8 protein-coding genes are annotated in these 6,692 nt (G+C 49.6%); 5 read left to right on the forward strand and 3 right to left on the reverse strand.

Translation table 11 applies throughout. The features are described from left to right. Together BEN30_RS12865 and BEN30_RS12870 are read right to left on the reverse strand one after the other, a co-directional pair. Nucleotides 1–235 (reverse strand): peptidoglycan-binding domain-containing protein (locus BEN30_RS12865; protein ID WP_139135030.1); only part of this gene is annotated, 235 nt, incomplete at its 3' end. Between the two features lie 666 nt (nucleotides 236–901). After that, nucleotides 902–1,309, reverse strand: coding sequence for a hypothetical protein (locus BEN30_RS12870; RefSeq protein ID WP_069958739.1), 408 nt, complete (start codon nucleotides 1,307–1,309; stop codon nucleotides 902–904). Nucleotides 1,310–1,441: 132 nt separating this feature from the next. Here BEN30_RS12870 and BEN30_RS12875 point away from each other — a divergent pair, with 132 nt between their 5' ends. The 3 genes from BEN30_RS12875 to BEN30_RS12885 are packed head-to-tail and all read left to right on the forward strand — an operon-like array spanning nucleotide 1,442 to nucleotide 4,811. Then, nucleotides 1,442–3,019: a recombinase family protein gene (locus BEN30_RS12875; protein WP_322091074.1), complete on the forward strand. Its 1,578-nt coding sequence runs from the start codon at nucleotides 1,442–1,444 to the stop codon at nucleotides 3,017–3,019. Continuing rightward, the gene (locus tag BEN30_RS12880) at nucleotides 3,016–3,909 is read left to right on the forward strand and encodes a plasmid partitioning protein RepB C-terminal domain-containing protein (RefSeq protein ID WP_069958740.1); all 894 of its coding nucleotides are present in this window, start codon (nucleotides 3,016–3,018) and stop codon (nucleotides 3,907–3,909) included. Before BEN30_RS12875 ends, BEN30_RS12880 begins: the two co-directional genes overlap by 4 nt. A gap of 5 nt (nucleotides 3,910–3,914) precedes the next feature. Continuing rightward, nucleotides 3,915–4,811 (forward strand): plasmid partitioning protein RepB C-terminal domain-containing protein, encoded by an 897-nt coding sequence (locus BEN30_RS12885; RefSeq protein WP_069958745.1) that lies wholly within the window; start codon nucleotides 3,915–3,917, stop codon nucleotides 4,809–4,811. 635 nt (nucleotides 4,812–5,446) lie between these two features. Here BEN30_RS12885 and BEN30_RS18420 read toward each other — a convergent pair. Beyond that, nucleotides 5,447–5,623 carry an integrase core domain-containing protein gene (locus tag BEN30_RS18420; protein WP_211563403.1) on the reverse strand — a complete coding sequence of 59 codons (177 nt, stop codon included), beginning with the start codon at nucleotides 5,621–5,623 and terminating at the stop codon, nucleotides 5,447–5,449. 223 nt (nucleotides 5,624–5,846) lie between these two features. Between BEN30_RS18420 and BEN30_RS12895 the strand changes: the two genes are divergently transcribed. Continuing rightward, a complete protein-coding gene (locus tag BEN30_RS12895) occupies nucleotides 5,847–6,218 on the forward strand; it encodes an antitoxin Xre/MbcA/ParS toxin-binding domain-containing protein (RefSeq protein WP_069958742.1) in 372 nt (123 codons plus the stop codon). Continuing rightward, the coding region (locus BEN30_RS12900; protein WP_139135031.1) for an RES family NAD+ phosphorylase at nucleotides 6,218–6,692 on the forward strand (475 nt) is incomplete at its 3' end. The genes BEN30_RS12895 and BEN30_RS12900, both read left to right, overlap by 1 nt.

Genomic DNA, 6,692 nt, shown 5'->3' on the forward strand with positions numbered 1-6,692 from the left:
GGGTCTGCTCGGTCTCACCACCGGGATTCATGATGCCATCAACCTTAAGACCATGATCACGCTGGAGGGACTTGATCCCCTGAAACAACCCATTGTCCGGATATTCAGTGATGCCCCAATCGGGAACTTCATAATGCCCCAAATCGCTCAGGGCTGTTTTGACTTTGAATACATCATTAAGATCAGCATTCACGTTCCGCTTAAGCGGGCGCTTGAGTTGAAAAAAATCGTACATGGAAACCTCACACCTGGGCGCGCACGAACACTCCCGGAATGAACCCAGATTCGGTTCTGCACGCCGGATAAATATTGAATTTGAGGGAGTGTTATCCACGCCAGGTTATCGCGGCAGCCAATGACGGCGGAGATAAGAAGCGAGCTATGCGCTTCACCGTTCATTGGAATCGCGGCCTTGTGGGCACCGTGCGCACTATAGGATATAATACCTATGTTGTCAAGGCGTAATTCGTAATATCCGTGGAAAATTGAGAATGGGGAAATGTTCCAGATACCCTAGCCGCTGGATATCCGTCCCCAAAGCCCCCGGAACTGCGGGATTCCGGGGCAATCATAGTCTGGCGGTGGGTTCGCATGAGTGTAGGTGAACTCAAAAAGGTAGAATGAGACAGGCAGAGATCCTCGTTTTTCGTTTTTCGCTGAAACCAAACAACGAGACTGATGAAAGCTAATAGCTAGATTCACCTACAGATATGAAATGAAAAACCTAGACTGGCCTACAGGCCCATCGTAAGCCACTGATTTATATCATAATTATATTCTATTGGTGCTTCAAACATGGGGCCATTTTTTTCATAAATTTTTGATAAGATCGGCTCGCGATCTGGGGGAAGGTTTTTCTTCAATTAAATGCTCCCCCGCCCCCAGTCCATTGCCTTTCATTTTATGGCTCATCCAAGTCTGTCGTGACCAATTCATCAATAAGTCTGATTATTTTAACCAGCGCGCCACGGGCATTAATCAGCTTTTTAATGGTCAGAATTTCATGGTGACCCGTCATCAATAAAAATGCTTCCAGAACTTCATCTGAGTGGTGAGCCAATTCAATCAAGTTCTCTCCGTTCGGGGCGTTTTTTCCTTCAAGCCAATTTCTGGCCGTGCGTTCACCAACCCCTGTGATCCGCATCAATGATTTTACCGCCTCACCGTTTCCCCCAAACACATCACGCAAAGTTTTAGAAATGACGCTTTTGAAAGTGTCATCTTCAGTGATCAAAATTTTACCCGAAAATTCCGGAAAAGTTTTTCCAGATATGGGCCGAAAGTTTCGGCCTTTTTTACGAAAAGACATTCCTGACCTCCATGTCTACGTTTGATATACGCAAGAGATATCAGTCGATCGGCGATCACGTTGATGCTGCCTAGTCGGTGTTACTGCCTTGCCGCATGAAACACGGGCGGATTGGCGTTGGAGGATATAGCTTTGGAAAAATTGTCAGACACCGGACACACTGAGGTCGATGCACAGGGTTCAAATAAGATGAGCGCTGTTGAGTACGTCCGCATGTCCACCGAACACCAGAAGTATTCCACCCAAAATCAATCCGATGCCATTCTTCGCTATGCCAAAAGCAACGGCATGAAGATCATTAAGACATACTCGGATGCTGGGAAAAGTGGTCTCAAAATTGAGGGGCGAGCTGGCCTCCGCAAGCTGATTGATGATGTGGAATCCGGCACCGCTGTTTTTACGGCCATCTTGGTCTACGACATCAGCCGCTGGGGAAGGTTTCAGGATGCGGATGAGAGTGCTTATTACGAATACATCTGCCGACGCAACGGCATTACCGTTCACTACTGCGCTGAGCAATTCGACAATGATGGCAGTCCTGTCTCAACGATCGTCAAAGGCGTCAAACGCGCCATGGCTGGCGAATATAGCCGGGAGCTTTCGACAAAAGTCTTTGCGGGGCAATGTCGGCTTATCGAACTTGGCTACCGGCAAGGCGGCATGGCCGGTTATGGATTGCGTCGCATGCGCATTGACCAAAATGGTACGCCCCAAGGCGTCCTCGATTTTGGTGAACATAAGTGCCTTCAAACCGACCGGGTGATCTTGATACCGGGGCCGGACGAAGAAGTAGCAACAGTTCAGTGGATGTATCGTGAATTTGTTGATGGGGGAAAGGTGGAAAGCGCGATCGCGGCCGACTTGAACGAGCGAGGAATCAAGACAGACCTGAACCGCCCCTGGACCCGAGGGACCGTTCATCAGGTCCTTACCAACGAAAAATACATCGGGAACAATGTCTACAACCACCAATCCTATAAGTTAAAGAAGAAGCGAATGGTTAATGCCCCGGATATGTGGATCCGGGCCGATGGTGTTTTTGAGGCCATTGTTGACCCCGAACTATTTTTCACGGCACAGGGGATGATCCGTGAGCGCAACCGTAAATACACGGACGAAGAAATGCTGGACCGCTTGAAGCATCTTTTCCAGCACCATGGTTATCTTTCGGGGCTAGTCATCGACGAAGCTGATAGCATGCCCTCAAGCAATATATACCAACGACGCTTCGGCAGCCTGATTCGTGCCTACGAACTGGTGGGGTTCACGCCCGATAGGGACTATCGCTACATTGAGATAAACCGTGGCCTACGACAGGTGCACCATGAAGTCGTAGTGGATACTATTGCATCAATCGAAATACTTGGCGGCGCTGTTCAACAAAACCAGGCCACCGACCTCCTTTCTGTGAACGGTGAGTTCACCGCCTCCATCGTCATAGCTCGGTGCCAGCAAACGCCCGCAGGTTCGCTGCGTTGGAAAGTCCGCCTCGATACGGGCCTAATGCCCGATATCACGGTTGCTGTTCGGATGGATCAAAACAACGAAGTACCCTTGGATTACTATCTCCTTCCGCTGCTCGATATATCCTCGGGCCGGATTCGGCTGGCCGAGGAGAATGGTCTTATGCTCGATGCATTTCGGTTCGATACGCTGGAGTTCTTTTTGGCCATGGCCGAGCGGGCAAAGATCTCGGAGATTGCAGCATGACGAATGAAACTGATGACATCACCGTGCGAATGATCCCAATCGGCCAGATTACCGTTCTTAATCCACGGGTTCGAAATCCGAAGGTCTTTCGACTGATCCTCGATAGTATTTCCAAGGTAGGGCTCAAAAGGCCAATTACGGTTAGCCAATCGAGTACATCGGACGGCGCGCTTTTATACGACCTGGTGTGTGGTCAGGGCCGGCTTGAAGCTTTCATCTCCCTTGGGCAGCAAGAAATACCCGCCATTATTATCGACGTCAGCGAGGAAGATAGCCTAATCATGAGCTTGGTAGAGAATATCGCCAGGCGACAGCACCGTCCGATGGAGCTGCTCCGTGAAATCGGAGTGCTCAAAAAGCGTGGCAATTCATATGCACAGATTGCTGAGAAAACTGCCCTTTCCTATGATTATGTACATTCAATCGGGCGCCTATTGGAAGAGGGAGAAGAGCGCCTATTGGTCGCTGTAGAAACCGGAAAAATACCAATCAGTGTCGCAATTGATATCGTCGACACTGATGCGGAAGGTGTGCAGGATGCTCTTGCTCTTGCTTACGAGAATGGCCTTCTCCGCGGCAAAAAACTGCTGACCGCGAGACGTGTAGTCGAGCAACGCCAACGTCGAGGAAAGACAAACCGTAACTCGTCTCCTTCCAAGGGCCGATCACGCATGTCATCCGATGCTCTTGTTCGCGCTTACCAGCAAGAGGCCGACCGACAACGCTTGATGATCAAAAGAGCAGAAATCACACAGGATCGACTTTTGTTCATCGTTGAGGCAATGCGGAAACTGTTAGCTGACGATAACTTCGTGACATTACTGCGTGCTGAGAGTTTGAAAACCATGCCGCGTCCCCTCGCAGACCTAGTCATTGTAAAGAGGGGATAATGCCTATGTCCAGCAATGTAACTATAGCATTTGAATCAGCCAGAATTTTGGTCTCTCTCACCGATATCCTCCCTGTGAAGCAGCTCCATGCATCCACTAAAATAAGCCGTAAATACCAGCAGATTGCAGCATCGATCCGAGAGGTCGGCATTATTGAACCGCCTGTGGTCGCCCGCGCGAAAGGGAAGAAGGGGAAATTTCTGCTTCTTGACGGTCATTTGCGAATTGCAGTCCTGAAAGATCTCGATATTGATGATGTAACCTGCCTGGTCTCGACTGATGACGAGGCCTTCACATACAACAAGCGGATCAATAAACTTGCAACGATCCAGGAACATAAAATGATTTTGAAGGCAATCAAACGCGGAGTCCCAGAAGACAGGATTGCCAAAGCCTTGGATATTAACGTTACGAGTATTCGGCAGAAGAGGCTTCTTCTGGATGGCATTTGTGCGGAGGCAGCTGACCTTCTCAAGGACCTGCACTGTCCTTTAAATACATTTTATTCACTAAAAAAAATGAAGCCTCTGCGACAGGTCGAGGTTGCCGATTTAATGATCGCGATGAACAATTTCTCGGTCAGCTATTCCAGAGCCCTGTTGGCCGCGACGCCCCAGGAACAACTGATTGATTCAGGGAAGCAAAAGGCATTCAAGGGAATTTCTTCTGAGCAGATGATGCAAATGGAAAAGGAGATGGCAAGCCTTCAGCGTGAGATCAAGCTGATCGAAGAATCCTATGGTCCCAACCACCTCAATCTAGTTCTGGCGCGCGGCTACCTCGTTTCCCTGGTCAATAACTCTAAGGTTGTCCAGTACCTCACACATAATCACTGCGAGATCTTAGTCGAGTTTGAAAAAATATCTGAGTCAGCATCAATGACATTGGAGGCAGCCGAATAGCGGGCGTTTTGTTCAGCGTGCGGAGAGCTCCCGCAGAGGACATCAAGATGGGGACCGGGACCCGATAAGCGCCGGGACCGCTGGAGAAGCCGTCGAAGGGGCGGATCAATGGCGGTGGTGGGAATACCGGCGAACCCGGATGGAGCCCACTAGGTTAGCCACCATATGGTTAACCGCGATGCTGTCCAACAGGTGGTTGGCATCGACAATGCGGGGCATGTCGCAGCTTTGAATTTTGACCAAGCGCGCATGCCCCGCAAGTTATGTGACTTATTGCCTAAATCCGTGCCGCTTACGTCCAATTAACCAACCACCATGCCGCTTGTAACGGGAATGTGAGTGCGCAAACCATGATACTACCCCATACACGAGGAGTGTCTAACAATGATCTGGATATCCAGTCTGAAAGGGCGCACAGATCTGCTTTTGCTCGCAGATGTTATCCCAGCCATTTCTATATATCCTTAGTGTGCACTAACGTTAGTGCACATCACTATCGGACAGATCCATAAATCCTAAAAGAGCGGGACTAAACAGCTAGACCCTTTTCACGGCAATAATCCTCATCATCTATAAGGCGTTCAGAGTATGTTGCATCGACCAATTGAATCCATCGCCGTTTGAAGTAGAACGGGTTAGGCGGCCATGGGTTTTTCCATTGTCAGCTTTTGTATTGGCGTTAGGCCACCGATGGCCATATTGGGTCGCTCGTTGTTGTATGTCCACAGCCACTTGGTCGCGGCATCTTGAACCTCCTCACCTTGATAGATATGTGCGCGAATTGCGCCGGTCGTATAATTTATTATGATCAAAAGAATGCCATGGGCATGCCTAACGCTTGGTGGCCGGATCGATTTGATCAAGGACCTAATTGACATCAATAAGGTTTATGAAAGGCTTTGACAGCGTTAAGTATTTAAGCTGACCGCATCAGCATTTGTGCGTTTTGCACGTTAGGTGTCGATATATGGTTCTTGAAAAGCTGCCTAAAATTGACTATATTATGACTACATAGTCAATTTTAGGACACATATAATGTCAATTGCCTTGCTCGACAAAGATACAGAAATGTTGATCGACAGCTCTGACGGCACTGTTCTTCCGAGCGTCCTCGGTAATGTTCTTCATGTCCGCTATGAGGAATTAGCAAAGCTCTCAGGGCTAAAGTCAAGCAGCCTCCGCGCAAGCCCGAAGGCGAAGTCCACACAGGCAAAATTACGTCCGATCGCCCAGATTCTCCTCAGGGCGAGCGCCATGACCGGATCTATCGGACTGGCCGTAGCCTGGTTCGAATATCAGCCGATTCCCGGCTTTGGCAACAAAACACCGGCCGAAACGGTTGCGGACGGATACGCCGACGCCGTTCTTCAACACTTGAGCGACATGGAAGAAGGCGTTTACGCCTAATGCCATCCTTCCTGACATCTAACTACAGCCACCAATGCTGGCGTATTTTGACACCCAGGTGGTCATTTGATCCCTTGAGTGGAGCTGGTAGCGCCAAAAATGGCGGCCGGTTTAATCGACCTGGCCAGCATGCTCTATATCTCTCAGAAGAGGTGGAAACGGCTCTTGCCGAGTACCAGCAAAACATGCTTCGCACCCCCAAACCCGGCATGCTCGCCGCTTACACGGTCGATATAGATGAAATGATCGATTTAACGGATTCGAACACGCTGTCTTCTCTCGGGATTGATAATAAAGCACTCGAGTGCCCCTGGAAAATTCTCAGATCTCGCGGCGAGGCCGTTCCAACATGGGATTTGGTTGACCGCCTTATTGCCGATGGTGTTGCTGGTGCCAGGGTGCCCAGCTTTGCCGCAGCGGGTGGTGTCAACGTCGTGCTTTGGGACTGGCAGACCCCGCCAAATGTTGTGAACG

Source organism: Magnetovibrio blakemorei, from assembly GCF_001746755.1.
Classification (GTDB): Bacteria; Pseudomonadota; Alphaproteobacteria; order Rhodospirillales; family Magnetovibrionaceae; genus Magnetovibrio; species Magnetovibrio blakemorei.